General features: G+C 46.8%; 23 protein-coding genes. 9 read left to right on the forward strand and 14 right to left on the reverse strand.

Annotated features, from left to right (window positions below):
- The first annotated feature begins 59 nt into the window (after positions 1-59).
- The 3 genes from KNP77_RS08955 to KNP77_RS08965 are packed head-to-tail and all read left to right on the forward strand — an operon-like array spanning position 60 to position 1,431.
- Positions 60-470, forward strand: coding sequence for a MarR family winged helix-turn-helix transcriptional regulator (locus KNP77_RS08955; protein WP_131441008.1), 411 nt, complete (start codon positions 60-62; stop codon positions 468-470).
- A gap of 22 nt (positions 471-492) precedes the next feature.
- Positions 493-1,131, forward strand: a complete 639-nt coding sequence (locus KNP77_RS08960; RefSeq protein ID WP_214890203.1) for a nitroreductase family protein — start codon at positions 493-495, stop codon at positions 1,129-1,131.
- A gap of 15 nt (positions 1,132-1,146) precedes the next feature.
- Complete coding sequence (locus KNP77_RS08965) at positions 1,147-1,431, forward strand: putative quinol monooxygenase (RefSeq protein WP_131465525.1); 285 nt, start codon at positions 1,147-1,149, stop codon at positions 1,429-1,431.
- Positions 1,432-1,563: 132 nt separating this feature from the next.
- On the opposite strand, the gene KNP77_RS08970 is transcribed toward KNP77_RS08965, so the two are convergent.
- From KNP77_RS08970 to KNP77_RS08990, 5 genes are all read right to left on the reverse strand, one after another.
- The gene (locus KNP77_RS08970; protein WP_131489916.1) at positions 1,564-3,102 is read right to left on the reverse strand and encodes a hypothetical protein; all 1,539 of its coding nucleotides are present in this window, start codon (positions 3,100-3,102) and stop codon (positions 1,564-1,566) included.
- A gap of 127 nt (positions 3,103-3,229) precedes the next feature.
- Positions 3,230-3,487: a hypothetical protein gene (locus tag KNP77_RS08975; protein ID WP_131465531.1), complete on the reverse strand. Its 258-nt coding sequence runs from the start codon at positions 3,485-3,487 to the stop codon at positions 3,230-3,232.
- A gap of 8 nt (positions 3,488-3,495) precedes the next feature.
- Positions 3,496-3,939, reverse strand: a complete 444-nt coding sequence (locus KNP77_RS08980; RefSeq protein WP_214890207.1) for a hypothetical protein — start codon at positions 3,937-3,939, stop codon at positions 3,496-3,498.
- 13 nt (positions 3,940-3,952) lie between these two features.
- Positions 3,953-6,310 (reverse strand): DEAD/DEAH box helicase family protein, encoded by a 2,358-nt coding sequence (locus KNP77_RS08985; RefSeq protein WP_214890210.1) that lies wholly within the window; start codon positions 6,308-6,310, stop codon positions 3,953-3,955.
- The gene (locus KNP77_RS08990; RefSeq protein WP_131469287.1) at positions 6,303-6,629 is read right to left on the reverse strand and encodes a nucleoside triphosphate pyrophosphohydrolase; all 327 of its coding nucleotides are present in this window, start codon (positions 6,627-6,629) and stop codon (positions 6,303-6,305) included. The genes KNP77_RS08985 and KNP77_RS08990 overlap by 8 nt, the downstream gene beginning before the upstream one ends.
- Positions 6,630-6,748: 119 nt before the next feature.
- Here KNP77_RS08990 and dptF point away from each other — a divergent pair, with 119 nt between their 5' ends.
- The 3 genes from dptF to dptH are packed head-to-tail and all read left to right on the forward strand — an operon-like array spanning position 6,749 to position 15,690.
- Complete coding sequence (gene dptF, locus KNP77_RS08995; RefSeq protein ID WP_214890213.1) at positions 6,749-9,139, forward strand: DNA phosphorothioation-dependent restriction protein DptF; 2,391 nt, start codon at positions 6,749-6,751, stop codon at positions 9,137-9,139.
- A gap of 1 nt (position 9,140) precedes the next feature.
- On the forward strand, positions 9,141-10,532 hold the full coding sequence (dptG, locus tag KNP77_RS09000) for a DNA phosphorothioation-dependent restriction protein DptG (protein ID WP_070327758.1): 1,392 nt from the start codon (positions 9,141-9,143) through the stop codon (positions 10,530-10,532).
- The gene (gene dptH / locus KNP77_RS09005) at positions 10,513-15,690 is read left to right on the forward strand and encodes a DNA phosphorothioation-dependent restriction protein DptH (protein ID WP_214890216.1); all 5,178 of its coding nucleotides are present in this window, start codon (positions 10,513-10,515) and stop codon (positions 15,688-15,690) included. Before dptG ends, dptH begins: the two co-directional genes overlap by 20 nt.
- 37 nt (positions 15,691-15,727) lie before the next feature.
- Here dptH and KNP77_RS09010 read toward each other — a convergent pair whose 3' ends face one another.
- The 9 genes from KNP77_RS09010 to zapA all read right to left on the reverse strand — a co-directional run bounded on the left by KNP77_RS09010 (position 15,728) and on the right by zapA (position 23,516).
- Positions 15,728-16,051 (reverse strand): nucleoside triphosphate pyrophosphohydrolase, encoded by a 324-nt coding sequence (locus KNP77_RS09010; protein ID WP_070327760.1) that lies wholly within the window; start codon positions 16,049-16,051, stop codon positions 15,728-15,730.
- A 9-nt stretch (positions 16,052-16,060) separates the two neighbouring features.
- Entirely contained in the window at positions 16,061-16,264 is a 204-nt protein-coding gene (locus KNP77_RS09015; protein ID WP_131441029.1) for a hypothetical protein, read from the reverse strand.
- Between the two features lie 171 nt (positions 16,265-16,435).
- Positions 16,436-16,903 carry a hypothetical protein gene (locus tag KNP77_RS09020; protein WP_214890219.1) on the reverse strand — a complete coding sequence of 156 codons (468 nt, stop codon included), beginning with the start codon at positions 16,901-16,903 and terminating at the stop codon, positions 16,436-16,438.
- Between the two features lie 229 nt (positions 16,904-17,132).
- Positions 17,133-17,945, reverse strand: coding sequence for a pectinesterase (locus KNP77_RS09025; protein ID WP_071399309.1), 813 nt, complete (start codon positions 17,943-17,945; stop codon positions 17,133-17,135).
- 246 nt (positions 17,946-18,191) lie between these two features.
- A complete protein-coding gene (locus KNP77_RS09030) occupies positions 18,192-18,608 on the reverse strand; it encodes a DUF350 domain-containing protein (protein WP_083273989.1) in 417 nt (138 codons plus the stop codon).
- A 7-nt stretch (positions 18,609-18,615) separates the two neighbouring features.
- Positions 18,616-20,970: an endonuclease MutS2 gene (locus KNP77_RS09035; protein ID WP_214890222.1), complete on the reverse strand. Its 2,355-nt coding sequence runs from the start codon at positions 20,968-20,970 to the stop codon at positions 18,616-18,618.
- Positions 20,971-22,680, reverse strand: coding sequence for a DNA polymerase/3'-5' exonuclease PolX (gene polX / locus KNP77_RS09040; protein WP_214890224.1), 1,710 nt, complete (start codon positions 22,678-22,680; stop codon positions 20,971-20,973).
- A gap of 69 nt (positions 22,681-22,749) precedes the next feature.
- Positions 22,750-23,286, reverse strand: coding sequence for a CvpA family protein (locus KNP77_RS09045; RefSeq protein ID WP_214890232.1), 537 nt, complete (start codon positions 23,284-23,286; stop codon positions 22,750-22,752).
- 8 nt (positions 23,287-23,294) lie between these two features.
- A complete protein-coding gene (gene zapA / locus KNP77_RS09050; RefSeq protein WP_070327767.1) occupies positions 23,295-23,516 on the reverse strand; it encodes a cell division protein ZapA in 222 nt (73 codons plus the stop codon).
- A 210-nt stretch (positions 23,517-23,726) separates the two neighbouring features.
- On the opposite strand from zapA, the gene KNP77_RS09055 reads away from it, so the two are divergent.
- The 3 genes from KNP77_RS09055 to KNP77_RS09065 all read left to right on the forward strand — a co-directional run bounded on the left by KNP77_RS09055 (position 23,727) and on the right by KNP77_RS09065 (position 26,102).
- Positions 23,727-24,941 (forward strand): dicarboxylate/amino acid:cation symporter, encoded by a 1,215-nt coding sequence (locus KNP77_RS09055; protein ID WP_070327768.1) that lies wholly within the window; start codon positions 23,727-23,729, stop codon positions 24,939-24,941.
- 81 nt (positions 24,942-25,022) lie between these two features.
- Positions 25,023-25,862, forward strand: a complete 840-nt coding sequence (locus KNP77_RS09060) for a GNAT family N-acetyltransferase (protein ID WP_353048820.1) — start codon at positions 25,023-25,025, stop codon at positions 25,860-25,862.
- A 42-nt stretch (positions 25,863-25,904) separates the two neighbouring features.
- Positions 25,905-26,102: a hypothetical protein gene (locus KNP77_RS09065; RefSeq protein WP_233589617.1), complete on the forward strand. Its 198-nt coding sequence runs from the start codon at positions 25,905-25,907 to the stop codon at positions 26,100-26,102.
- Positions 26,103-26,129: the final 27 nt, after the last annotated feature.

Raw genomic sequence — 26,129 nt, forward strand, 5'->3', positions numbered from 1 at the left:
GACTTGCTAACATTTGACTTGTCAATGATTGATGAGTCAAACATGAAAGGTGGGACGCAATGGAACTACGAGACATGAGTCGATTACTTTATCAAATCAAACTCGCCGACCAGCGCGTCGCGACATCGTTCGAGCGCGAGACAGGCTTCAGCCTGACCCGCTACGAGATGCTCATGATCGTCAACGACAAAGGCGTCTGCTCGCAAAGCGAGATCCAACAAGAGATGAAGATCGACAATGCGGCGATCACCCGTCACTTGAAGATCCTCGAGGAGAAAGGCCATGTCCAACGTGAACGGAACGTCGCGAACAACCGCGAAGTGTTCGTCCGCTTGACGGAGACAGCGGCACGCGAGTTACAGCACTGTGAACAAAACCATGATCAGACGAACCATTTGATCGCCAAAGTATTATCGGAGTCGGAGATGCAACAGCTATCCACCCTGCTACAAAAATTAAACAACATTTAAAGAGAGAAAGAGGAGATTACCCATGGCAACTACATTTGAAAACAACACATTAACGGACGTAATGCTCGACAGAAAATCAATTCGCGTCTATGACGAAACGGTCAAAATTCCACAACTCGAAATGCTCGAGATGATCCAAGAAGCGACGACGGCACCGTCGTCAGTCAACATGCAACCATGGCGCTTTGTCGTCGTCGAGAGCCCGGAAGCAAAAGAGACGCTCAAACCGCTCATCCGCTTCAACGTCCGTCAAAACGATACATCGGCCGCAATGGTGCTCATCTTCGGTGACATGGAATGCTACGAGCTCGGCGAAACAATCTACGATCAAGCCGTAGCTGAAGGCAAGATGCCACAAGAAGTACGCGACCAACAACTCGACGCTATCATTCCTTACTACAAAAACTTGTCGAAACAAGAGATGAACGACATCGTCAAAATCGACTCAAGTCTCGCTGCGATGCAGTTCATGCTCGTCGCCCGTGCCCACGGTTACGACACGAACCCGATCGGTGGGTTTGAGAAAGACCAGCTCGCAGAAGCATTCGGAATGGACAAAGACCGCTACGTACCGGTCATGATTCTCTCGGTCGGTAAAGCGGCAGAAGCAGGCTACCAATCGGTCCGTCTCGACGCAGAAACGATCACAAACTTCAAGTAATCGGAGGAATTCAACATGATCTTAGTCAACGCCATTTTTGATGTGAAAGAAACAGAATTCGAAAGCTTTCTAGCCGATATTAACAAACTCATCGACTCGTCGAAACAAGAAGCAGGCTGCTTGAGCTATGAGCTCTATCAGTCGACGACGTCAGAGAACCGGTTCGTCATGATCGAGAACTGGGCCGACCAAGCGGCAATCGAAAAACACAACCAAAACCCGGACTTGATCGCCTTCGCCCAAAACGTAGCCAACTACGTGACGGCGAAACCGGTGCTCCATGTGACGGAAGTCAACTAATCAGCAGACGGTCGACCTCGTGTCGGCCGTTTTTCTGTACGCTCTTTAGCATGATCCCTACCATTGGCAACCCTTATCCGACTAGCAGGCATACAAAAACCGCTTCTACGCATTTGTAGAAGCGGCAGTTTATTATATACCGAGAATGGCGAACGATACGCCGACGACACCGATGAGCGCCATCGCGTAAACTGGTACGCGCGGCATCTCGCCGTTGTTGTCGAGTGCTTTCCCGAACATGAAGAACACGATCGGATGCACGAGGAACGGCATCGAGAAGATGAGCGGGATGAGAAGCGATGCTTCCGTCCCGAACATGCCACCTTGGACCGCTGCGAAGAGGCCAAAGTGTGAGATGGCTGACGATTGCGCCATCGTCGTGTAGTCGAATGCGATCGTGCTGAAGCTCAAGATAACGAGACCGCCGAAGACGGCCATCATCTGCCAACCGAACGAGAACTGCATGAGCGCCTTCACTTCTTTGAAGTCCTCGCCGTTCGCACCGCGCAAGTTTTTAAGCGCGAGTGCCGTCAAGACGAGACCGACCAAGACGATGATCGCCGTCGGCCAGATCCAAAGCGCCCCGTTGTCGGCACTGACTGCCAAGATCGAGAACACGAAGATGTGACCGAAGAACGGGATGTTGATCATGATCGGCGCACGTTTTGCCGCCACTTGACCGAAGTCACCGGCCGTACATGCACCTGTGAGACCACTGTGCGACAGCGAACCGGCCATACCTGGTGCGAGGTTACGGATGTGCCCTGTGCGTGCGAACCACATGAGGAGCGCGATTCCACCGAACATCCAGAACAACTGACCGAAGAAACCGTAGACGAGAATCGAGTTCATGCCTTCAATGGCGAAGGCGTCACCGATCCGCGAACCACCGACCATGAAGTTGGCCGCCAACACGACCGGGATACCGGCGAACAAGAGCGCGCGGACGGTCGGTCCGTACGTCCAGTTTTGGAAGATGGCACCGAGTGCTGATGACAAAAGCATCGCAAAGAAGATTTGCGGCAAGGCGATGACCGGTTGAACGGCCATGGCGATTGCGTACGAGATGAACAAGATGACGAGCAGTAACGCCGTCTCGATCAAGCCCTTCTTCATATAAACGTGCTTGTCGTCGATCTGTGCCTTATGGTCGATCAAGAGGAACGATGCCGCGAGACCGATCAACGCGAGGATCGGATAGTAGAGCGTGATGCCCTCTGCCGCTCCCGGTTGGATCATCATGCGGAAGAACCCTTCAAGTCCGACGAGCAAGAAGAACGAACGAACGATGAAGATGAACTGTGTGCGCCCTGTTCCGAGGAACATCTCTTCTTTAGATGGGACGACGATGTCTTTCATCTCGAGCTCTTGCTTGCTTAAGATCTTACGAAGCTCTTGCCCACCGACGAAGAACGATACGACGAGCGCGATGATCGTCGTCCGCGACAGGAAGTCGACGAGCGGGAACTCAGGAAGACCCGGAGTCGCGATGCCCATCTCGACCATAGCGAAGCCGAGACCGAGGCCAAAGATGACGATGACGAGGATTGGTGAGAACCGTGAACCGGCCACGACCATCCGCGATAAAATGACCATCGGGATGATGAAGGCCACAAGTAACCAGAATTGGTTGAGTAATTGCATTTGCGATAATTGCTGAACGATTTCCATGAAGTAACCCCTTATACATTTTTTTCACACTGTTTCGAAGTTTACAGGATTGAACATTCTGTGACAAGGGGGTGTGACGTATTGTAAACATTGAAAGCGGAACCAACTGAAATGGTTCCGCTTTCGGTTAGGTATTCGGTTGGCGCAAGCCCCAGATGCCTTTATTTCCCGTGGCATAAAATAAGTCATCCTTCCCCGCGAAGCTAGCCGAATCGCTCGAATGGGCGCGAATCTGTTTGTTGACGTGAGCTTTCCAATCTTTGTAGCGATCGAGCTCGAGTTGATAATACGACTTTTCGATATAGTCGTAGATTTCTTTCAATGACGCCGTCCCACCGTAGTGCTGGAGGGCGAATTGGATTTTGCGAAGTAGTGCGCGTTTCAAGTTATCCCTCACCTTTCACTATATACTTCTAAATACTCTTCAAACTTTTGTTCTACTACGTTAATAATTCTATCAAGAGCCGCTTTGCCATCAATACGATATTCTTCCCTCACATAAAACATATTATCAACTAATTCAAAGGGTGGAGAAATATTGCTTATTCTAGTAGAAGTAGTCGATAGACACTTTAATGGGAGTGTTCTTAAATGTCTTTCCACTTTTGCTTGTGAAAAAGGAGTTGTAAAGTCCTTACTTATATTCTTGAGAAGATAAGTACTGTGTTGTTTGCTAACCAAATCATAATAAGGTCTTGCGAGTTCAGTTATCGATATTGGAGCATGCCAATCCTCATAACCTCGCTCTAACATTATCTTCAGTACGTTCATTTTGTAAGGTCCCTGCCTATCGAACTCATCTATGTACTGAATTAATTGCTTAAGTCGATCTTCCATAATCATGCCATCCTCACTCTGAAGCTTTCCGACTGAAGTAGTGATGCAGTCGAACTTCAACGATTTGACTGACCCATTCATACACCAAAGGATGAGCATACGCTTCGTTTTGCTTGATATGTAATGCTTCCTCAGACACAAAAAACGGTCCTTTAGCTATTTTATCAAATGGCATCCGTAACAGTAACTTTTCGATTCTTTGCTGATGGAACGGTGATTGGAAGTCTTTTGTCTTCCCATCGATCTGTTGACGGTACGGGATTGCATTGATGAAGTCATAAAATGGCCGAGCTGCCTCGCTCGCTGAAAGTGGTCCGAGCCATCCTTCTAGCCCGCGGTTCAACATGAGCGATAGCACAATCATCTTATAACTCTTCGTCATGTCGGTGTATTCAACTTCGACTAACAATGATTTAGCACCTTCGGACAGATGACTTTCTTCCTCTCCCAACTCACTAATTCGATTCAAGAATCCGACGTAGCCCCCGTCTTTCTTCCATAGAGAGCGATAGGCGTCCATCGAGTACTCGCCTCGTTGAATCAACTCCATATAACTCGGTCGTCTTCCAAGTTCCTCTTTCACCATGAAATAGTTCCGTTCTAACTGTTGTTGACGAGTCGAAGCTCGAGTCACCATCCGCTTCAACAAATCAACGGCATGCAAATCAAATTCGATTGTGCATCCGTCCGGTAAATCGACTTCTGTAGGGAGTGCTTTGACAATCGGTTGTCGCTTTGTCGTCAAGAGCGCCAACTTCTTATCGATGTTCTTGTAGTTTCCGATCAAGTCGATGATGGTGCAGTGCGTCTTCCCGCTCAACAAACGGAGTCCTCGACCAATCTGTTGCGTGAAGACCGTCAACGATTCGGTCGGACGGCAAAACAACAACGTATCGATTTCAGGAATGTCTACGCCTTCATTGAACAAGTTCACCGCGAAGATGATATCAAGATGTCCTTGCTTCAATTGTTTGATGACATCCTCTCGGTCATATTCAGTCTGGCTATGTAAGGCGACGGCTTGAACGCCTTGGAGACGGAAGTAGTCAGCTAAATATTCGGCTTGAGCGACCGAAGAACAGAATCCGAGCGCACGTGTCTGGTGATGCATCTGCCAGGATTCGAAGATTTTTTGAGCGACACTTTCCTTTAACTGTTCTGCCAATAGCTCATCCTGATCATAACGGCGGCCGTTAATCAATCGGATTTGCGAATAGTCGATTTCGTCATAAATTCCGACGTAATGAAAAGGAGTCAAGTAAGATTCTTCAATTGCTTCAGTAAAGTGCATTTGATAGGCGACATTGTCATCACAGAGAGCGTAAACGTCTCCCCCATCCAGTCGGTCCGGCGTCGCCGTCAGTCCGAGCAAGAATTTCGGCTCGAAGTAATCGAGGACACGACGATAAGACGGTGCGGCCGAGTGATGGAATTCATCGACGACAATCAAATCGAACTGATCAGGCGCGAACTGTTGCATCCGATGTTTCGAGGCTAACGTTTGAATCGAAGCGAATAACACGTCGGCTGACTGCTCATCTCTCGAGTCACCACCTAGCAATAAGCCCGTTTTCCATTCAGTCGAGACTTTCTTATAAGAAGCCTCAGCTTGAAGCAGAATTTCTTTTTGATGGGCAATGAAGAGTACCCGTTTGAACTGTCGGGCGAAGAAGGCACTTAAATATGTCTTCCCTAAACCGGTAGCGAGCACAAGCATCGCTTTCCGTCTTCCCTCTTCCATCGTTTCACGTAACGCCTTTAAGGCGGCATCTTGGACGGTGTTCGGCGTGATCGTGTCGTCCTCGATGTAGACAGGAGTCATCTCAGCTACTTTGCCCATCTCATTCATCCGCTCTTGTCTCGCTTCGTATTCTTCGCGATAAGGCTGTAACGAGATTGGATTCATGATTTGAGCATACTCACTATAAAACAGCTCGTGGAACGCATCGACCGATTGTTCGAACACGTCCTCTGAGATGCTTGCCGGAATCTCGACGTTCCATTCGACGCCACGGTTCAAGGCGCTGTGCGACAAGTTCGACGAGCCGACAAAGAATGTTCCGCTCTCTTCAGTCCGGCACAAATAGGCTTTCGGATGGAACGATTGACCATTCGAACGATAAAGTCGCAACTCAACCCCATCGATTTCCATGAGCATCTCGAGCGCAACCGGGTTCGTCAAATAGAGGTAATCCCCAATCAAAATCCGGACTTGGGCACCGCGCATGACCGCCTTTTTAAGTGAAGACGCAATCTCTTGAACACCTGATACTTGTGCAAACGCGACGACCATATAAATTTCAGTCGCCGCGTTGATTTGATTCTGTAATGGAATTCGTAAATGACTGGTGTGCAGACGTAACTCACTCATGATCAAGGACCTCTTCCAAGAAGATACCTTTTTCGAAACCGCCCCGCTTCTCGCGCTTCTCCTCACGAATGCGATTTAATTCTTCAAAACTCGCACCGTGCATCTTCCCGAGCGTATAGACAAGTTCCAGTACGTCGGCAAGTTCTTCGAGTGATTCTTCATCGATGTTTGTTTCCTCGTACTCTTTGATTTCTTCATGAAGTTTATGAGCTGCGAATTTCATATGTTCAGCATTAGATAGTTTTTTATGTATTGCTATTTTCCCAGACTGCTCAATGATTGTAGGAATTTTATCCCTTACCAACTTGTTATAGATCATGCAATCTCCCCTTTTCAAATCCTCATCCTTTATTTTACATAAATAAAGGATATAAATCATCCTACGTTTCGCCCTATATAAATTATTTAACAAGGTTACAAAGGAATCACTCAGAATCGATGATTATGATTCTATATTTTGTTACAATGTTTGTAAAATATCATTTTTATACAGGAAAGGGATTAACAATGAACACCCAAAAAATCTGGTCTTTTTTAGTTACGAACCTAGTTCCTGAGGAAGATACAAAGTTTACTTATGAGGAATTCAACAAGTGGATGATTGATTCACCTACAGAAGCTATGGTTTACTTAGACGGCATTTTCCAATCTTTAACTTTAAAACGTATGTATATGCTTGCAGAGAACACTAAGCGCCCAGCTCTATCTGAACGATACTTTGATCGTCACGTCATCAAGTTTGGTTGGCAAAAACTAAAGGTCGAACTAAACGCATCGATGAAAGAGTTAAAATGGGCTCACCGTTACATAGAGTTAAGTGATTTATATACAAAGCGCAACCTTTTAAAAATTGAGACTCTAGAAGCTTTTGAAAAATTGATCTCTTTAGGCGAAGTATATCTCAACGAGACGGAGAATTCATCCGGACTTTATGACAGCGATGTCTTCACAAAAGAAGAAATACTGGATGACTCTGAAGAGCATAGAGTAAAGCCCATTACATTCTCAGAACCACCTACTCAAGAAATCAAAGAAACAATCCCTGAAGACACAACTGTAGAGGATAACGTGAACGATTCATTCACTACCGAAAATCTCCTGGCCCAAAAAGATACAGTCACCGAGGATATTGTTAGTTCTATAGATATTAATGGAGACGCTACAACTAGCAAATTGCTAGATAAACTTCGTATGCTGCAATCTTCTTCGAAAGAATCGGTCGTCAATGCAGATAGCTTTGGGGAGTTTCGGGAGTATATGCATATCGATCGCCCGATTCAATACTCTCTCATTGAAACATTAGAGGCGATTGACAATGAATCCACACCACAACTAATTTTGCTAAGTGGTAGTGTCGGAGATGGGAAGAGTCACTTACTGGCTTACATCAAAGAAAAACATTCTCATTTGGTCAAAGATTTCAGGATTCATAACGATTCGACCGAGTCATTTGATCCATCAAAAAACTCAATCGAAACATTAGATAGTGTACTATCTTCTTTTTATAAACAGGATTCTGAAACTAAACATTTGCTGATTGCTATCAACCTAGGAGTTCTTCATAACTTCTATAACTTTGCAGCGTCTGAAAACCGATACGAATCACTCAGAAACTTCATTGATGACTCGGACATTTTCGGAAACGGAGAACACATTGTCTATTCAAATAAGTCACTCCACTTATTAAATATAGCCGGCTTCCAAACTTATAGCTTAGGAACAAACGGTGCCGAGTCTTTGTTCTTCTCGAAGATTTTAGAAAAAGTGGTCTTAACGTCGAACGACAATCCGTTCTATGATGCTTACTGTGAAGACGTCAATAATGGCATCCAATCTATTATTCATGACAATTACGATTTTCTATCGAATTTGGCTGTCAGAGAATCGGTTGAAAATGTCGTCATCCAAACAATGGTGAAAGAAAAGTTAATTATCTCAACGCGAGCATTCTATAATTTCATTTTTGATATTCTTGCACCATCAAACTTAAGCCTTGAACCAGATAAACCGAACGCAGCTCTCCCAAACCTTATTTTTGGTCACCCGGATCGTTCAATCATATTGAATGCTTTACATCGAATTGATCCAGTTTCGTTCCGCACCGACTTCTTCGATCAATTGATTACAAAATATGTATTGGCACAGCAGCCTCAAGATATTGCTAAAAATGCTTTAGGTGACATGGCAGAAATCTATCGATTCATTCATCATGCACCGGAGAATACAGATACTATGAATGCACTCGGGTCGTTCCTCATTCGAAGTTATTCACTATTGAACCCACAAGAAACCGATCGCACTTATCTAGATTTCTTGAAATATTTAAAGGCGTACTATCTCGGTGACGGAGAGAGTATCGAATCATTATTTGAATTGATTCGAGAAGTCATTTACTTATGGCGCGGGTCTCCACGAGAAAATTATTTATATATCGACGGTGCGAATAATGATTATAGAGTCGCCTACCCGTTTCAGGCTGAGGAGATTGTAGACGAACGTCTATTCGCAAGTGCAGAAAACAAAGACTCAGATTTTTATCGTTTTAGCCCATTTATTCGAATCGGTTTTGAAGTAGGCGGAAAAGAAATTTTATTCGATCTCGACTATAAACTCTATAGTCTGTTAGTAAAAATACAAGACGGATATCGTCCAAACCGAAATGATTTGCGCGACGCGGTTCAATTTATCGATTTTTATGATGAACTCATTCGATATACTGATAAATCAAAATCGATTCTATTGGTATCGACACATGATGGATCGATGGTTGAACTGACTAAGCCGAAATTTAGCAAATCTAAGTTTGAAGTAAGGAAGGTGAAACAGTAATATGACTAACGTTCAACATTTAAATGACTATTCACTAGACTGGTCACGACTTGAATCATTCTTAGTTCAGAATAAAGGTTATCGATATGCTCGACGTAAAGATACGTATGTTTTACCTTTACCTACTCGTGAACCTGAGCGCTCAAAGTTTGAAAACGGGTTTTGGCCAATAACCGGAGGACTTGCAAGACTACTCTCCAATGAGCCTATTATTCCTGAAGAAAACAGCACGGACATGAATCAGATTATGTCTATCGGCAAGTTCGACTCACCTGAAACAAATGAATGGTTCAAACATTTTTTACAGAGTCAGCAACGCAAAGTTGAGGAAACAGATGTTTCAAGGCTTTCACAATTACCACTTTTGACGTTAAGTGAGAAAAAAGAAAGAAACGGACAGATTGATTTTATTAACTACGTATATGGGACCCTCATTGAAGGAAACGAAGATGAACTTTCACCACTCTTCTCTGATGACGACAACAATGATTTATTGACTCAAATTTTCCGTAGTACCCAGTTTTCAAAGGAAAGTTCGTTCACAAGTCCATACTCTTGTCTGTTTCCGAATATACAGGAACAGTTCAAACAAGATTTGATTCACCTATCTAAAAATCCAAAATTCTTTTTAGATAACTTAAATCACTTGTTAGTACACTATACATTTATCATGATTTCTCAAACAGTTCTTCAAACGAATCGCTTCACTAAATTTGATCATGAACAAATGATACCGCTCTTCTTTTTGATGGAGTGGGAAAAAGGGGCACGTTGGAGAACCAGTTACACGAATGGGTACAAATTGTTAAAAGAACAGGCAAAGGACTTTTATAAACATGAACATGCATTAAATATCGTTTGTCAGACACCTGCTTTTCAAACGAAAAAAAATCTATATTATCATCACCTCAATGAAATATTGGTGTCAAACGGCGAGGAAGCTTTAAATACTTATGTTCAATCACTTTATGATTGGATGAACAATTTTTATACGAAATACAAGGCAATCGAAACACCAAAATACACTTCCGCAAAAACGTTGGACGAGGCATTCAGAGACTTGGCTGAATCCGTCTCGGTTGGATTGAATAAAGAGCTAAAATCTCGATATCCGGCAGCTCTTGAGGCCTTTGTTTTGAAGTTTTATAAGAAGCATGGCGGATCATTAGGTTCATTACTCGCCATCAATCAGGAACAACTTTTGGCATTAGTAGCTTGCTCAATCAAACAAGAAAAGATTGAATTGAACAAACTTTGGCACGAACTTGAAGCAAGAGGATTATTCTTCGATCACCATTCAAAAGAAGAAATTGTCGGGTTACTGGACAAATTGAATTACCTTGAAAAGAAAAGCGATAGTGGGGATGCACAGTATGTCAAATCAATTTTATAAGTTCATCACGCAACAATTGCTCAATTTCTTCGATAACGAAATTAAGCAAAAAAGAACGGATCGTTACTACGTCTATCTCCCGTCGAAACAAGATGTCAAAGAGATGTATGACGCGTTATCAGCATTAAACGTCGCAAACATATTTACGTACAAACACCCATTCGGGAACGAGGACTACGTCACGACTTCGTTAAACTTCTCATCTGGAAAATTAGTCGTGGCAAGCTCTTTCGATACAGATATTGATTTCCTTGTCACGTTAAGAAATGAGATGAGTGAACAGATTGGTCAATGGGCGAATACTTCTCTCTTAGTCTTGACTGATAATTTAAATGACTCCATTCGTGGAGGTAGTATCGACTTAACTTCTGAAGGACGTCCATTGCATATCAGTAAAATCATTCAACATTTAGATAACCAATTGGCCAGCAGTCAATTATCAAAACCTGAACAGATGATTGTTTCAGACTATTTAAAGCGTCACAATCATCAAAAACAAATTACGAATGGCTCATTCTTAGATTTCATTGATATTTTAGGCCTTCTTCATAAAGACGCTTTAGCGATGGAAGATTATACATCGTTACAATATTTTCAAGATGGAGAGCTATCTTCACTCATCCGAGAACGAGATGAACAAAAATACGGTTCTTCTACTTGGAAAAAAGTTAATAAACAAATCGAAAATCGTTTATCAGAGAACCATGAACTGTTCGAAGATGTCGAGCGATATTTCACATTAGGTAACTCGCGCGAAAAATTAGAAGAACGATTTGATAATGGGGCCTCTAAATTAAAAGAAGATACGTGGCAACAAACGGATTATGATGTCTTGAAAAAGTGGGAGGAAAAAGCAAAATCGAATCGAGACATTCAATTTGTTTCGGAAAAAATGACAGCTAAAGTGAGCGGCTCATTAGTTTCAGGGCATTATTTTTGGAGACGGCCGCAATCTGAAACAAAATCCGGTCAGCGTACTTGGCATATTATCCTCTTTGCTCCAGAAAATGCTAATGATATTCAGATTCATCTCCCATTTGACCGCTATACATCAAAACAATTTTTAGACAACAAGAGTGCGAAGAATACGACAAGTTCAGGTTATTCACTCATCACTTCAGTGGAAGTCGATTCAAATCAAGTCACTTTTTCAAAAGTCCGGTATAAACATGAAGGTCAGTCATCTACCACGTATTTATTCAATATCGCTGTAGTACCATTGACACCTGAATTTTTAACACCGTATCAAACAAGATACTTGGTTGATACAACATCTAAAAGTCAGCAAGCTATCCGCTTGATTCTAGATGGTCACAATGTGATAGAACTTGGCGATGGTACGGGGGATAGCCTTGAAGTCACCATTGACTCCCCTGAGGCGTTAGAGGTTGATCAACATGATGTAATCAATCTCCCGCTTAATGTTTTAGACGAAGGAGAGTCACGCATTCGATTCTCGATCATGTTAAATGACGTCGAAATTCCTCTTTCTATTAAAGATGATATGTTAAAAACCACGCCCTTAGACGGACTTAGCATTTGGACGAGAAAACGAAAAGACGAAACATCATTTTTGATTGATTCAGACTTTAAAACAATCCATAACGGTCAACGTACCTATTCAACGCGTTCCGTTGACAGAAACTATTTCAAAATGGAGCAGGAGTGGTTGGATAATCACGTACGGTATGGAAAACAATTATCTGATGATTCTTTTGAAAACATCCATCTAGATATTCCTACTTCTGTTGAGCAAAGTTATAACGGATTTTTAAATACGGTCAAAAACAAAGGCACAATTCCTTCATTGTTGTACTATGATGCCGAGGTACAAGCTGCGGCTTATACATTTGTGAACGAGTATTTGACTGAAATTGAGAACATCCCTTCTCAGGCACTGATGACCATTCAACAACGAAACTTATATCGTTTAGGACAAATCGAGACAATCGACGGCTTGTTATTGACGCCATTTTCTCCTCTGAACATCGCATACCAATGGCAAGTGAACGAAGCTTTAGGGTCTGAAGACATTGATTCGAACATCTTAAAGAAATTGAAAGCAAGCTACACCGTGCCATATGCATTTAATATGCATGAAATGCTTCTTAAACCGACAGATCAATCTCCTTTGCCAGAGTGGCATGAATACACATTGCGAGAACGTGTAAGTGTAGGTGAAACCAATTCTTATTTAGCAAAAGTGGTCGAAGATAAAATGAATCACTTCACTGAACATTATGATTATTTATTCTCGATTCAGAACTCCGCTCCACTCTGTGTGAATGTCATCAACGTAACAAACGACGACGAAATTTTAAAAGGAATTATTTCATGGTTCAAACAACAAATTGCTTCTAAAGGGACCCTGGATGCGGTCAAGTCATTAGAAGTATCATTGTACATTCCAGACGCTTCTGGTTTGAGTGCGTTTGATAAATTGAACGATATCGAAACGGGCGAACAATTCAAAGACGAATTCGGGATTGATTTGTCTATTCATGAATTTGAGCCAGACGAAGTATTGCATCTACTCCAGCAGTCTATCCTGTATCGCAAGTTAAATTTTGATGCCCCTGTACATTATGCCCATATCTCATTCTATAAGATGGGGAACGAATCTCGGGTCGTTAGTCAACCAATGAGTGAGTTGGCCAGCAGCATGAATTTAGACGGGCTGTTTACTACCGTTTCTTCAGTCCAAAGCAATGAAACCGGGTACCGTGTTGGCTTTGGTACTGCAGGAGCTGACGTTACTCGAAGTCTCATGACACGATTCGGCTATCATTACAATGAACTGACAGCAAACATGAAAGATGGCGGACATAGTTCATACATGAAAAATGTTTCGTTGACGATGCATATTGATGTAGCTGATAAAGGTGCGCTTGAAAAAATCTACGGTTCTTCTCATTGGGTAACCTTCATCGATCCGCCGGTCGGGCTTGATTTCTTCAAGTCGTCTTCCGACAATTTGATTATCATTCATTATAGTGATCAGTACTCGTCTACGAACGGATATGACGCAATCACTGTTACTGACAAATCGGATCAATATTTCAATGTCATCCAAGAATTCATCAGTTCTCAAGGCGTCACCTCTACTCAAAATCAAATCGAGGAAACAATTCGAGCCTTCAATACGTTTAATGGTGAATGGTTACTTCGTGCTGTTCAAGGGAGAGGGTACGACAAGCGCGAGAAGATGAGCATTGTTTCAGCGATTAAAGAAACGCTGTTACTGTTCAATGAAGACAATACAATCTGGGTGCCAATCTCTATGGAGGAAGTTGTTCGAGTAACCGGTAATGTGAAATTGAGTAAGCGAGCTGGATTATTTTCAGGTAAGACTATCGGACGGAGAGGCAACTGTAGCGATGATTTATTGATGATTGGTCTTGAAATCAATCAATCAGATTTGAAAGTGCACTTCTTCCCGGTCGAAGTTAAAATCGGATTGAACGATAACTCGGTCATCACAAAAGGTATCTCACAAATCTCAGAGCTGAAGGCTCGCTTAAACGATCATTTGCTCGACTTAATGACGTTTGATGCGAAATTCCTACGCAACTATTTTGCGAGACTCTTTATCAACAACGCACAAAAAATGCAGGAAAATGATATCTGGCCAAGCAAAGACTATCGGTTAGATGCTTCATTGATTGACCGATTGATGAACGATGATTTTGAAATTGTCGACGAGAAACGTGCGAAATTCGGAAATGGCGTTCTCGTTTCATTCAAGAAGTCTTCGGACTCTGTTCGCCATTCGAGAAACCAAGGGGTCGTTATTCTCGAATTACCTGAACAATATGGATATGAAGTGTTAACAGAATCATTAGACTCGCTTAATGCAAAACAAAAAGAAAAAGGCAGTACGTCTACTATCAAAAATGAAGCGACCTCTTCTCATACGCCTAGACTTCGAATCGCGAAAGAAGTTAGTGACGAAACAGATAGAGCAAAAGTCGCTGTGAAAGTTTCAACAGATAACGACAAAAAAACAGCAGAACCTCAACCAGTGATTCCATCAATCAATCCTGTCACACCTACAGGAAATAGCTTTAATGCTATCAGATTGTTATTAGGTAGCGAGTTTAATAAAAACTACTATTGGGAGTATGGACATTCGCGCTTGTCAAACAGACATCTGTTGATTGGTGGTCGATCCGGTCAAGGAAAAACGTACTTCGTCCAGTCCCTACTCTTGCAATTGGTTGAACAGAATCAATCCGCTTTGGTCATCGACTACTCAAACAGTTATACTTTAGGGCAACTCGATGAAACATTTATAAATCGTATGGGGTCAAAACTGACGGAACGCATCGTCTACCACGAGTCATTCCCATTGAATCCATTCAAGAGACGGGAAAAAGAAATTAGCGGACGGAAAGAACCTGAAAAGATTACTTCCGTCGCCACAAGAGTGGCAGCCGTATTCGCATCCGTCTACAGAGGTTTGGGAGATCAACAAAAAAACGCCATTTATATGGCGACAAAAAACGGGATTGAGAAGTATGGGGAAGAAATGCGAATGGAATTGCTCATCGAAGAGTTAGAAAGTCTCGAGACTTCCTCAAAATCTACAGTCCAATCTGTAATCAGCCGCCTCACCCAAATGGTCGATATGGATCCATTTGATTATGAATCGGACAACGATTGGAGTAAGATTTTTGACAACAACAACGGAGTGACGGTCATCCAACTTGAGGGATATGACCAAGATGAGATCAAAAAATTACTAGCAGAGTTTATTCTTTGGGATTTATGGTATTATTCTTTATCTGGTTCAGAAAGCCGACCGATGCCGGTCATCTTGGATGAGGCGCAGAACCTATCTTTCCGTAAAGGTTCTCCATCTGAGAAAATCTTAAGAGAAGGTCGGAAGTTCGGTTGGTCGGCTTGGTTCGCCACACAATCGTTCAGCAACTTCGATAAAGAAGAACTTGCGATTTTGGATAATGCCGCTACAAAGATTTACTTTGCACCAGCTGACAGCGAATTAAAAGTGATTGCTAATCGTATTGGCGCAGTCTCACTTGAAGATCTAAGAGGTCTAAAGAAAGCACATTGTTTGGCGGTAGGACAATATAAAATAAATGCCGAGGAATTAAGTAACCAAGAGCATCATCATCTTAAAGTCCCGCCAATGAATTAAAAAATCACGCATCCTTTTTCGGATGCGTGATTTTTTGTCACTCCAGAACTTCCTCTAAATACAATCCCTTCTCAAATCCACCCTTCCGCTCCCGCTTCTCTGCACGAATCGCATTCATCTCTTCGAACGAAGCCCCATGCATTTTACCGAGCTCATACGCGAGTTCAAGAATATCCGCTAGCTCTTCAAGACATTCCTCATCGATATTCGTCTCTTCATACTCTTTCAGTTCTTCATATAGCTTCAGGCGTGCCTGTTCAAAGTGCTCGGCTTGATTCAACTGTTTGACGATGACTCGTTTTCCGTCCGCACGGATCAGTTCAGGTACACGGTCTCGGACCAACTTATTATGTTTCACCATAGCTGCCTCCTACTCCACAATCTCAAACGCCTTCACATACACGACATGATCAAGGAAAATGATCCATTCATCCTCGAACTGGACGAAGCCGTCCGAAGCATGCCGGAACGACTGATAGATGGCTTCAAGTGCCGCATAGCGACTATCTGCCTCGACGACTTGCGTCAACACCTCATCATTGATCATGTGGAATTCGATCTCGAACTGTTTCATCGTCCTCACTCCTTTCTCACTCGTTTCCGTACTTTCTCTTAACCCTTTTCCCCATTCTGCTCGATTCTCCTTCACTACGTCCAATAATACTCTGTCTTGTAAGAGATGGATTCTTTACGAATTTATTCTTACAGGTATCTTTATACAGAGTCTTTATGGAACGGAATCTCTTCACTTCGGCTCATACCGGAAATCGGAGACTTTTGCGCTTGCTCTCGAGTAAAGAGTTTCCATCGAGAAGCGACTTGGACTGTTCGTGCCTCCACCGTATAACTCCTCGATGGTTTGATTGATATACGTGTTTTCCGCTTCTAAATATTCAACAACGAGGTCTTTGAACTCATCGGCCGAGGGGTCTTCATGCTGTAGTCTTTCAAGTTCGGCCAAATACTTGTCAGTGTCTGCTTTCATCCCCTGCAATTCTTTAACCGCTCCGGATATTGCGACGATATCTGTTGGCATACTCGATAACATGAGCATCTTGGTTTGATGGTCGCGTGCTGACGAAATGATTGAAGAGGCATCGAAATGAATGACGGGTCTGTCGTCAATCGTTTCAACCGTGCCCATTCCTCCGCAACCGGTTAAAGCCATCGTTGCTCCTGTGAACAAAGAGACGGACAAGAATAACTTTTTCATCATCGATCCCCTTTCGCACTTGTTAGACGTTCTTAAGAAAGTTCATCTATGGTTTCCACCACAACCCCTGTATTCCCGACTTTCCCCAAGTCGCGGACGGTCGGATCGTCGTATGCCAAGACGTGAAACTCTTGTTCAAACGTATTAAAATCCGGTCACGCCCCTCGCACCACGTCAACAGCATCGTCGCATCATTTCGACTGGTAACTATGCTGTTCGTCCCCTACGCTCAGACACTCTCCCTTAACATTTCAAAATCCTCATCCATAATATCCGGATTTTCTTGTTTCATCTCTTTGAAACTGGCTACAAGTTCTTCATCAGAGAGATCGATACTTTCTTCAAGTGCAGTGAACAGTCTGTTCCCCATCTGCCTCATCGATGAATACGTGATCCAACCCGAAAGCACACCTCCTGCGATTGGAATCACTTTAGACACACTTTGAGCAAACGATCTTCTCGTCATCTTCACCCCGATGTAGCTTCCCATTTTCTTAAGAATCGGATAATAAATCGTCCGCATCATGGCTCGATTCGGAATTTTCTTCAATGCTTGATTCGAGAATTGCGAAGACAGTACTTTAATGGTGGCCGTCGCTCCCCCGACACCGAACATCACACCGAGAAACAAAATCAATTCTCCGTTCACCCGATCAACATCCAACCGGTTCTCATCCCAAAAATCTTCATACCCGTATAAATAACCGATTTCTTGAGCCAATCGGATTGCCACGCCAAAAAATTGGGCGGTATCAGCCGGAATAGTGGCCGCCATCGCGACGCCACCTGGTAATCCTGCGGCAAACGACGCTGATGTACTTTTCATAGTCCGATTCCGAACGGTCTTCTTCGCGATTCGTCTGATTAATTTTTTAGGGATGTTCGCTTGAACAGGGCCTTTCTCAAGAAGGGCTGCTAATTGATTCGGGGTCACGTGCTTGCTAAAACTTGTGGCTAAAAACTCCGTTCGGTCTACTTTCACACCTGGTAATTTAACTCCATTCACCACTAACAGTTCGAAAAATTTTGCACCATTGTCCATTTATCCACACCTCTTCGCCTTCGATATATGCTTTGCCTTAAGCTCTCGCTCCTATACTCTTTCCTGCAAGTCCGTTTGGGGAAACATTTATCACCAGCTCCATGCTGCTGACACAAATAAAAAAGGAACGCCTCGGGAGCGTCCCAGTTTTATGTTCAATAAAAGATAAACCACAGCGCCGCTGCCACTAAAAACAGCCCGGCCCCGATAAAGAGAATCTTTGCCAATCGTTCGTATACCATGTCTTCACCTCACCAACGCCGCGCCGACGACGAGCGAGACCCCGATCGAGAGCATGAACGCGAGCAATCCGACCGCGATGTTGCCTTTCCCGATCTCCTCGTTCACTTTGAGCGACGGCGTCAAAAATTCAAACAACCAATACGTGACGAGCAGTAAGAAGAAGCCGAAGCTCCCTCCAACCAACACGTCGACCATCCGCTCGTGATGGCTCTCGACGACACGGAAGATGTTGGCCAGCCCGACGACCTTGCCCCCGGTCGCGAGCGCGACGGCGATATTCCCTTTTTGAACCTCGCGCCAGTTGCTGTACGGCGTCGTCATCTCGAAGATGGCGAGCCCGACGACGATCATCAGACCGGCGATCGAGTACAATCCGAGCGACTCGAGCATCACGCCAAACGTTACGTTCCCCATCATCATGCGTCCCTCACTTCAATTCGACGACCGTGACCCCGAGTCCACCTTCGCCCATACCACCCGGGCGTTGACTCTTCACGTGACGATGTCCTTTCAAATACTCTTGCGTCGCTTGTCGCATCGCGCCCGTACCGAGCCCGTGGATGATGCGGACGTTGTCGTATCCGGACACGAGCGCCTCGTCGATATATTTGTCTAGGCGCGAGAGTCCCTCTTCGACCCGAACACCGCGAAGATCAAGCTCCGACTTCGTCGAACTCTGCCGCTTCAGTGAGCTGCCTTTCGACTGGAGCGCTTGTTCTTTCGAGGGTCCGACTTTTTGAAGGTCGTCCGCTTTGACGTTCACTTTCATGATCCCGACTTGGACGTTGTACTCGTTGTCGTTGATCTGGTTCACGATATACCCTTTTTGGTTGAACGTCGTCACTTTCACTTCTTCGCCTTTACTGAACGTACGTTTTTGTTGCGCTTTTTGTTTCACTTTTTTGATCTTTTTATCTTGAAGCGTCGGTTTCGCCGATTCGAGCTGTTTCTTCGCGGCGATGATCTCGTGCTCTTTGACGATGCCTTGCTCACGCAGCTTCTTCAACCGGTCGATGACTTCGTTCGCTTCCCGCTTCGCTTTCTCGACGGCCTTCTCGGCACGTGCCTCGGCCTCGCCGTACATCGTGTCGCGTTCGGTCTCGAATTCACTCATCTTCGCCTCGAACGCCGCTTGCTCTTGTTCGAAGTCGTGGCGTTTGATGATCAGTTCTTGCTCGAGCTGCTCGGCGCGTTGTTTCGCCGACTCGAGCTCGTTGATCATCGATTCGACCGACTCGGCGTCGGTGCCGACGTGGCTCCGTGCCTTATCGATCACTTGTTCGGACAGACCGAGGCGTCGGCTGATCTCGAACGCGTTCGAGCGTCCCGGTACACCGATCAACAAACGATACGTCGGGCTGAGCGACTCGATATCGAACTCCATCGAGGCGTTGACGACACCTTCTCGGTTATAGGCATACGCCTTCAACTCGGAATAGTGGGTCGTCGCCGCGACGCGGGCCCCGCGACGCTTCACTTCATCAAGAATCGCGATGGCGAGCGCGGCCCCTTCTTGCGGGTCGGTCCCGGCACCGAGCTCATCGAATAGGACGAGCGACATGAAGTCGACTTTGTCGAGCATGCTGACGATGTTCGTCATGTGCGAGCTGAACGTCGACAAGCTCTGCTCGATCGACTGTTCGTCACCGATGTCGGCGTAAACGGCGTCAAATACCGAGAGCTCTGTCCCGAACTCGGCCGGGACGTAGAGCCCTGACTGGACCATCAGTTGCAGTAATCCGATCGTCTTGAGCGTGACCGTCTTACCACCCGTGTTCGGCCCGGTGATGACGAGCGACGTGAAGTCTTCCCCGAGCTCGACCGTGATCGGGACGACCTCGTCTTGCGGAATGAACGGATGACGCGCCTGCTTCAGTTTGATCTCGCGGGCGTCGTTCAACTTCGGCTCCGTCGCTTTCAGTTGATGTCCGTACGCGACTTTCGCGAACACGAAGTCGAGTTCGGCCAAGACGTCGAGGTTCGTCACGACGGAATCGGCTACTCCGCCGACGAGATTTGACAGTTCTGTCAAGATGCGGTCGATCTCCGAACGTTCTTTCAAGCGGACTTCTTGGATCTCATTGTTGATCGAGACGATCGCTTGCGGCTCGATGAAGAGCGTCTGCCCTGACGCCGACTGGTCGTGGACGATCCCGCCGAACGCTTGGCGATACTCTTGCTTGACCGGGACGACGAAGCGGTCGTTCCGGATCGTGACGATCGCGTCTGAGAGCATCTTGGCGTTGTTGCGGAGGATGTTGTCGATCCGCGAGCGGACACTGCCCTCAAAGCTGCGGAGTTGCGTCCGCAGACCGCGCAGTTGCGAGCTCGCCGAATCTTGGACCGTACCTTGGTCGTCGATGGCGTGACGGATCGATTGCTCGACCTCGATCAGCTTCGTCAAACGCTCGGCATATTCGTCGAGGCGCGGGATTTGGATGTCTTCGTTGTCCTCGTGCAACTTCTCGAAGAAGTTCTTCACTTGGCGGCCGCTGTACATGACGGCGGCGACGGCGAGCAGTTCGCTCGTCGAGAGCACCGAGCCGATGGCAGCCCGTTTCACTTCGGCGCGGACGTCTGAAAGTCCACCGAGTGGCAAACGGTCCCGGAGCCGGACGACCTCGGTCGCCTCGCGCGTGACGTTCAAGTTGGCGAGTACCCGGTCGTACGAGTAGTCAGGCTGCATGTTTTGCGCCCGGTTTTTCCCGAGCGAGCTGGCCGCATGCACGGCGAGCTGTTGACGTAACTTTTCATATTCTAATACGCGTAACGCGTGATCCATCTAGCATGTTCCTTTCTGTCGCTTCGCGTCGAAGAACGCTGTCGCTTCTTCGAACGTGAGGCAGTTAATAATGTCTGACGGTTCGAGATAGGCTTTTCTTGCGTGCAAGACGCCGAGTGCCATATCTTCCATCATATCAGGGTGGTGGGTGTCGGTGTTGACCATCAGTTTGACACCGGCCGCCTTCGCTTTCTTCAGCGTCGAGGCGGTCAAATCGAGACGGTTCGGGTTGGCGTTCAGTTCGAGCCCTGTCCCTGTCTCTTTCGCGAGGGCGATCAAGCGCTCCTCGTCGATCGGGTAGCCGTCACGACGTCCGATCAGGCGGCCGGTCGGATGGGCGATGACGTTGACGTACGGCGAACGGCACGCATTCTCGAGCCGCACCATGATTTCGTCGACACCTTGGTCCATTTTCGAGTGGATCGAGGCGACGACGTAATCGAGCGTCGCTAAAAACTCAGGCTCGTAGTCGAGCGTCCCGTCCGGACGGATGTCCATCTCGACTCCGCGCAAGACGTTCATGTCATGTTTTTTGGCAGCGGCATAAATCTCTTCCGCTTGCGCTTCAAGTCGTTCCTCGGTCAACCCGTTGACGAACGACATATACTTGCCGTGATCGGTGATGGCGATCCACTCGTAACCGCGCGCTTTCATCGCGGCGACGAGCTCGTCGACCGTCAACTTTCCGTCCGACCAGACCGTGTGCATATGCGCGTCGGCCTTGATGTCGTCGAGCGTGACGAGCTTCGAGAGGTCATGCTCGAACTCCGCGTGCCCTTCTCTGAGCTCCGGTGGGATGAACGGGAGGCCGTAACGTGCGAACAGCTCCGCTTCCGTCTCTGGCTGCCAGAGGCCGTCAGCGGTCTCGACCCCGTACTCCGAGATCGATTCGCCTTTTGACTTGGCGAGCTGACGCATGCGCACATTATGGTCTTTTGATCCGGTGAAGTGGTGGAGCGTCGCCGCGAAAGCACCGGGCTCGACCATGCGGAAGTCGACCGACACCATCTCTTCACGCTCTAAGACGAGCGACACTTTCGTCTCACCGGCCGCGATGACTTCATTGACGAACGGAAGTGCGAGCAGTTTGTCGCGCAGTGCGACAGGTTCCTCGGTCGCGATGATGAAGTCCAAGTCTTTACACGTCTCTTCGGCCCGGCGGAAACTCCCCCCGACAGAATGGCGCAGGACGAGTGCCTCGTCTTCTAGCACTTTGTCGATCTCTTCGACGACCGGACGCATCATCGCGTACGCGAGACGCTCGGGACGCGACTCCAAGTTCCGAGCTGCTGTGAGCAACTTCTCGACGCTCTTTGTGCCGAAGCGCGGCAGCTCTGAGGCCGTCCCGTCTTCTAGCACCCGGATGAGTGACTCGAGGTCAACGACACCGACTTCTCTTAACTGGGCGAGTTTCTTGCCTCCGAGTCCTTGAATTTTGAGCAATTTCATCAAGCCGTACGGAATCTCTTCTTGAAGTGACTCGAGCACTTCGCTTCGTCCCGTCTGGCGCCACTCCTCAAGTACGGCTGCCGTCCCTTTACCGACACCAGAAATCGTCGTCAAATCATCGATCTCGTCGAGTTCGAGCTCCGTGTTTTCGAGCGCCGTTGCCGCTTTCCGGAAGGCGTTGATCTTGAACGGGTTCTCGCCTTTGATCTCCATGTATTGCGCGATTTTCTCTAACAGCATCATCGCTTCTACTTTATTCATCGTATTTCCCCCTTTTTCATACAGAAAAGACCGAGACACAAGCGCTTGCTTGCATTCCGGCCTGTCGTGTCACAGCATCTTATTCGAGAACCATTCAGAGAGATATGGCGTGTCTTGGATGATATACGTCGCGAGCGACGAATTGTCGACCGCGTTTTGGACGCCCGCCATCGGGACGAACGCGATCACCCAAAGGATGAAGAACGTGATGACGTATGACTCGAAGAATCCGAGCACGGCACCGATGATCCCTTTCAGTTGGCGCAAGATTGGCAAGTCCGTCAAGAAGTCGAGCATCGACAAGATGAGATGCAAGACGAGCTTCGTGATCAGGAACAAGATGACGAACCAAAAGACGTTATAGAATATCATCTCGATGCCTGACAGTGAGTTCAAGTCGAGCACACCGCCTGGTAACGTCCCGTCAAGTTGTGACGGATATGGGATCCAAAGCTTGAACGCTTCGGCGAGATCCCGGTAATAGGCGTTGGCGACAAAGAAACTGATGATGAGCGCGACCCAATGGCCGAGCTGGAGGATCGCTCCACGGCGGAAGCCGTTAATGATCCCGATAAACAAGAAAAACAGTATAAGTAGAGTAACCATGGATTGATTTATTCTCCCGTATTTCGTTTAATTTTGACGTGATCGCTCGCAATTTGGATGGCGGCGAGGACCGCTGCCTGACGAGCGTCTAGCTGAGGGGACTGTTCACGAATCTCGCGGATCTTACTATCGACGAGAAAGCCCACTTCCCTCACATGATCGGCTGACTCCTCGCTAACAATCGTATAGTCTTGCCCCGCAATGTGAATCGTTGTTCGTTGTACCTGCACGTGTCACCCCTCCTTTACGTCTGTTCCAAATTAATCATAACATCGTTTGTATATTAGGAAAAGGAGAAGACCCCTTCCTTTTTCCCACTAACATTTTGTGATACCCTGTTCAGAAGTTGTCAAACGTCAATCTTCACTAAAATTCGAAGATAGGCTGGCAACACGCAGGGAAATGTGCGAAAATAGCAACAATTCAAACATTTAGAAAGGATGATTTATTTGAAATTAAGGATTGGTCTTCTAGGCCGCATCATCATCGCTATCGCTTTCGGGATATTAGTCGGTAGCATCGTACCAGAAAGCCAGAACTGGATTGTACGGACGTTCGTCACGTTCAACACGGTCTTCGGACAATTCTTAGGCTTCGCCATCCCGCTCATCATTCTCGCCTTCATCATTCCAGGTATCGGGGAACTTGGAAAAGGCGCCGGGAAACTAGTCGGCTTGACGGCCGCGATTGCTTACGTATCGACGATCGTCGCCGGTACACTCGCCTACTTCGCGACGAGCAACCTGTTCCCGCAGATCTTAGCACGCAGCACGGCATCAGCTGAAAACCCAGAAGAAGCACTCTTGAAAGGTTTCATGGAGTTTGAGATTCCACCGGTATTCGGTGTCATGACGGCGCTCATTCTCGCGTTCGTCATCGGAATCGGGATCGCCGCGATCGAGAGCAAACGCTCACTCGACCTCGCCATGGACTTCCGCGATATTATCGAACTACTCATTAGTAAAGTCATCATTCCATTTTTGCCGATCCACATCGCCGGAATTTTCATGAACATGACGTACGCCGGTCAAGTCGCCGAAATTTTGTCGGTGTTCTCGCTCGTATTCGTCACGATCATCGTCCTTCACGCGACGATGCTCATGATTCAATATTCAATCGCAGGCGGGCTCAATAAAGAGAATCCGTTCAAACTGCTCAAGACGATGATGCCGGCTTACTTCACAGCCATCGGCACACAGTCGTCAGCCGCGACGATCCCGGTCACGCTTCGTCAGGCAAAATTGAACAACGTCGATGAAGGCGTCGCCAACTTCGTCGTCCCGCTCTGCGCGACGATCCACTTATCAGGCTCGACGATCACGCTCACATCGGTCGGTGTCGCCCTCATGTACTTGAACGGCATGCCGATGTCATACGCGATCGTCCTCCCGTTCATCCTCGCCCTCGGCGTGACGATGATCGCGGCGCCAGGTGTTCCTGGTGGGGCCGTCATGGCATCACTCGGATTGTTCGGGTCGATCCTCGGATTCGATGCGACGATGCAAAGCCTCGTCATCGCGCTCTACTTGGCGCAAGACAGCTTCGGTACGGCGACGAACGTCACAGGTGACGGCGCCATCGCCAAAATCGTCCATTACTTCAAACGCAACACGAACTTGCTCGACGACGCGAAAGCGCGCGAAGACATCGCTTAACGAGTTACGAGCTAGACAACGGGCAGGCCTCACGGTTTGCCCGTTTTTCATACATATACAGAAAGGGTGTCGACTTTGGAAGTGAAAGTTTGGAACGACCCGTTCGCGTTTTCGGAACGCATCATGTCGGAATTGTTGAAAAAAGAGGCCGAGAACAGCTTGATGATCGGCATCCTTGAAAATATTAAGCGAGACCTATACGACACCTACCATCAGTTGACGGTCGAGGACGATGGACAGCTCCTCGCCATCATGCAAGTCACACCGCCGCACCCGTTCAATTACGTCGTCGTCGACACGTCTCAGGCAACATCGATCCACGCGGCTGTCATCCCGGCTCTACTACAGCTAGACATCCCGTTCACAGAAGTCGTCTCCGAAAAGACACATGCCGAGACGTTCGGTGCCATGTGGGAGAAACGGACGGATAAAGCAGCGTCGACGTTCATGTCGCAAGGGCTCTATCGATTAGACCGCGTCAACGACATCGTTCTGGCCGGCGGGTCGATGCGCCAGGCGACCAAGTCCGACCAGCCTCTTTTAGAGACGTGGTACCGTGCCTTTGAACAAGACTCGGGACTCGAACCATCACGTGACGAAAGAATGGTCGCTGTCGTCACTTCAATGATTGATAACGATGACGCCTTCATCTGGGAAGTCAACGGCATACCCGTTTCGTGCGCAAAGCGCTCCCGCCCGACGTTGAATGGCATCACGGTGTCTTTCGTTTACACGACTCCTGCGAAACGCGGAAACGGATACGCTCGCAGTCTCGTCGCTACTCTCAGTCGCCGATTGCTCGAAACGAAATCGTTCTGCACGCTCTACACCGATTTGACCAACCCGACATCAAACAAGATTTATCAAGAAGTCGGCTACCGGCCGATCATGGAATCTTCGTGGATCCGGCTCGCTAGATGAATCATCCCGCCTCCCCTATACTAATAGGTGGAGGCGATTTTTATGAGGAACTGGTGGAAGCAAATCCCGAAACGAGTCCGTTCGGTCGTGTCGACCGTCTTCGTCGGCTCGATCGTTGCCTACATGCTGATCGTCGGTGGCATGAGCGTCTTTGCCGACCCGAATCTCGACACGCTCTTGCTGAGCGTCATCGGGGCCGCCTTGCTGACGTTTATCGCTTATCGGGCAATAAAAAAGTGATCGACGCGTTCGTCGATCACTTTTTGT

It is taken from the genome of Exiguobacterium sp. s142 (assembly GCF_018618455.1).
In the GTDB taxonomy this organism is placed as follows: Bacteria; Bacillota; Bacilli; order Exiguobacteriales; family Exiguobacteriaceae; genus Exiguobacterium; species Exiguobacterium aurantiacum_A.